The 2,444-nt window shown below is 74.9% G+C and carries 3 protein-coding genes; 2 read left to right on the top strand and 1 reads right to left on the bottom strand.

Annotated features, from left to right (window positions below; all coding sequences use genetic code 11):
- The coding region (locus MPTA5024_RS39165; RefSeq protein ID WP_157099390.1) for an FHA domain-containing protein at positions 1-929 on the top strand (929 nt) is incomplete at its 5' end.
- Positions 930-984: 55 nt separating this feature from the next.
- Here the strand turns inward: MPTA5024_RS39165 and MPTA5024_RS00885 are convergent.
- On the bottom strand, positions 985-1,575 hold the full coding sequence (locus MPTA5024_RS00885; protein WP_036318710.1) for a TetR/AcrR family transcriptional regulator: 591 nt from the start codon (positions 1,573-1,575) through the stop codon (positions 985-987).
- Between the two features lie 58 nt (positions 1,576-1,633).
- Between MPTA5024_RS00885 and MPTA5024_RS39170 the strand changes: the two genes are divergently transcribed.
- The coding region (locus MPTA5024_RS39170; RefSeq protein WP_084369593.1) for a carbohydrate kinase family protein at positions 1,634-2,444 on the top strand (811 nt) is incomplete at its 3' end.

Here is a 2,444-nt window from a genome sequence, read left to right on the forward strand (position 1 = left end):
GACCGGCCCTCCCCCCGCCGTACCACTCCCAGCCCTCGCAGCCGCTGCCGCCTCCGCCGGGGTACCCCTCCGACCCCGGCCTGGGCGGGCCCTCCGGGCCGCTGTTCCCCCCGCCGCCCGACCAGCAGGGGCCGCACGACCCGCTCGGCCTCCACGGGCCCCAGGGCGCGCAGGGCCCCGCTCCGGTCGCCGAGCCCGTCCCGGGTCCCGTCTCCGGCCCGCACGCCCTTCCCGACCCGCTCCACGACAGCCCGTACGGCGGTGCCGGCCGCCAGTACGGCGACGACCGGCCGGGCGGCGAGGACAGGGGACCGCTGCACGACCTCGGCGGCCCGCCGCCGTTCGACCCCGGCGCGTCGTTCGAGCAGGGGCCGTCGTTCGAGCAGGGCCCCCCGGCCGACCAGGACCCGGGCGAGGTGACCCAGCTCGACGCCACGCCCGAGCCCGAGCAGCGGCCCATGGTGTACGGCGTCGACTGCAAGAACGACCACTTCAACGACCCGCGAGCGCCGTACTGCGCGATCTGCGGCGTGCCGATCGACCAGCGGGCGGTGGTGCCGTACAAGGGCCCGCGGCCTCAGCTCGGGGTGCTGCTGCTCGACGACGGCATGGCGTTGCCGCTCGACGGCGACTACGTCCTGGGCCGCGACCCCGAGCGGGCGCCCGAGGTGCAGGCGGGCGAGGCCCGCCCGGCCAAGGTCACCAGCCCGGACGGCTCGGTGTCCCGGCGGCACCTGAGGGTGTTCCTGGACAACTGGGACGTCAACCTGCTCGACCTGGGCTCGGTGAACGGCACCCAGATCCAGCCGCCCGGCGACCCCAACTTCTACGACATCCCGCCGAACGAGCCTGTCCCGATCCTGCCCGGGACGACCGTCCGGGTCGGCGTGTCCCGCACGATGCGCTACGAGGGTCACCGCACCGCCTGACCCCCGCCGCCCGGCCCGTACGCCACGGGGCGGGCGGCGGGCGCGTGGCGGCCGGTCAGGCCGCCAGGAGGTCCAGCTCGCGCAGGATGAGCCGTTCGAGCCGGTCGCCGGGCACGCGATCGGGGTAGAGGAGGCGGTGCACGCTGAGGCCGTCGACGAGGGCGAGGAGGCGCTCGGCCGCGTCGCCGAGGTCCTCGTCCGCCCGGATCTCCCCGGCCGCGGCGGCCGAGCGGAGCAGGCTCACCACCACGTAGCGCAGCTCGGCCGCCTCGCGCCGCTGCACCTCCAGCAGGCCGGGGCTGGTCAGGCTGCGCCCCCAGAACCCGACCTCGAGCCCGGTCTCGCGTACCCGCTCCTCGTCCAGCGGCACGTTGTCGAGCAGCACCTCCCGCAGGGCGGCCAGCCCGGTCAGGCCCGCCAGCTTCTCCCGCAGGCGCTCGGCGATGCGCCGGTGCGACGCCTCCAGCGCCGACACGAGGATGTCGTCCTTGTCGGCGAAGTAGTGGGTGAGGACCCCGTTGGAGTAGCCCGCCTCCTTGGCGATGGCGCGCGTGGTGGCCGCCTCGATGCCGTCCCGCAGGATGACCCGCCGCGCGGCGGCGACGACCTCGTCCCGGCGCTCCTCGTGGTTGACGATCTTCGGCATGGCGCCCACCTCCCCGTTTGGTTGACATTTTAGTCGGTCGCCCGTCTATTATCCGCACATGACGGTAGCGACGGTCGGCGTGCACATCGTCGACGTCCTGGCCAGGCCCGTGGAGTCGATTCCCGGGGGCCAGGACACCCACCTGCTTGAGCAGATCCGCATCACGGCCGCGGGCGCGGCGGCCGGCACGGCCGTGGACCTCGCGAAGATCGGCGTCCCGGTCGCGTCGTTCGGCGCCGTGGGCGACGACGAGCTGGGCGACTTCCTCCTGATGATCATGGAGAGGCGCGGCGTCGACGTCGGCGGCGTCGTCCGCAAGCCGGGCGAGCAGACGGCCGCCTCGATCCTGCCGATCCGCCCGGACGGCGGCCGGCCCTCGTTCCACGTGCCGGGGGCCAACCTGGGGCTGTCGCTCGCCGACCTCGACCAGGACCGGATCGCCGCCGCGAAGGTGGTGCACCTCGGCGGCATGGACGTGACCTGGGGCCTGCACGACCCCGCCTTCCTCGCCCTGCTCGACAAGATCCGCGGCGACGGCGCGATCGTCACGATGGACCTGCTGTCGAACATGCCCGACCTCATGCCCGCCGTGCGGTCGTTCCTGCCCCACGTCGACTACCTGCTGCCCAACGAGGAGCAGGCGCTCATGCTGACCGGGGCCGCCACCGCGGAGGAGGCCGCCGCGGCGCTGGTCGCCGAGGGCCTGCGCGGCGCGCTCGTCACCCTCGGCGCGGCCGGCAGCCTGGTCGTCACCGCCGACGGCGCGACCACCGTCCCGGCGCTCGACGTGCCCGTGGTCGACACGACCGGCTGCGGCGACGCGTACTGCGCCGGGTTCGTCGCCGGACTGCTGGAGGGCCGGGACGTCC

The organism is Microbispora sp. ATCC PTA-5024 (genome assembly GCF_000511135.2).
In the GTDB taxonomy this organism is placed as follows: domain Bacteria; phylum Actinomycetota; class Actinomycetes; order Streptosporangiales; family Streptosporangiaceae; genus Microbispora; species Microbispora corallina.

Coding starts and splice junctions, on each gene's coding strand:
- MPTA5024_RS00885 (WP_036318710.1), bottom strand. CDS start 1,575: ATGCCGAAGATCGTCAACCACGAGGAGCGCCGGGACGAGGTCGTCGCC.